2 protein-coding genes are annotated in these 784 nt (G+C 36.0%); both read left to right on the top strand.

All coding sequences use genetic code 11. The features are described 5' to 3' along the window. Positions 1–246, top strand: a 246-nt coding sequence (locus AC1DND_RS28785; protein WP_477586375.1) for a heme oxygenase-like domain-containing protein, incomplete at its 5' end; no start/stop codon positions are given. A 182-nt stretch (positions 247–428) separates the two neighbouring features. Continuing rightward, positions 429–608, top strand: a complete 180-nt coding sequence (locus AC1DND_RS28780; RefSeq protein WP_010602585.1) for a hypothetical protein — start codon at positions 429–431, stop codon at positions 606–608. Positions 609–784 lie beyond the last annotated feature (176 nt).

The raw sequence follows: 784 nt of genomic DNA, 5'->3' as shown, positions 1-784 counted from the left end.
GTACTAGAAGGGGCTACATTGGGCGGAAACGTAATTAAAAGGCATATTTTAGCCAATCCAAATTTTAAAGACCATGAAGGAGGCCTAAATTATTATGGTGTTTATGGCGATGAGCTGAGTACGAAATGGAAAATATTCGTCTCTGTAATAAACCAGACGGTTGCTGAGGCAGATTATAAACGCTGTATAAATAGCGCCAATTTAACCTTCAATAACCTGATCAACTTATCGAAACAACTGAATTAAGTTACCAGATTTTGATCTCAAAATCCGAAAAAATACCTCTATAATAGTGCCAGGGCATTTTTTTGATTGTGTAAATGTGCAAAACTTCTTTCAAATAAATATTTGCTTTCTGTTGTTAATTCAAGGTAAATATGTATTATTGAAAAAATAAATTTTTTAAACCTTAAAAACATCAATTAGCGATGGAAAAATTCTCAAAAGTTAAAGCTGCTGTTGCTGCTATTGAAGCAGATGTAGAAAAATTTTATAATGCTGGCAATGCAGCTGCTGGTACTCGTGTGCGTAAAGCAATGCAAGATCTTAAAGTTTTAGCACAAGAAATCCGTGCAGAAGTAACTGACAAGAAAAACTCTGGAAAATAATATTTCGCGAGTAAGAAACAAAAAGGGTTCTGGTATGCCAGGGCCCTTTTTGCGTTTATAATGTTTCGTATTACAATTTCTAACTCCACAACGCCAGGTCCGTGAATCGTCACCCTGAACTTGTTTCAGGGTCTTCTTGTACATGATAGATGCTGACCACGGAGTAGCTACAAGGC

It is taken from the genome of Pedobacter sp. 01N416, assembly GCF_056399685.1.
Note: the sequence above shows the minus strand (reverse complement) of the source record. Positions and strands in the feature narration are given on the sequence as shown.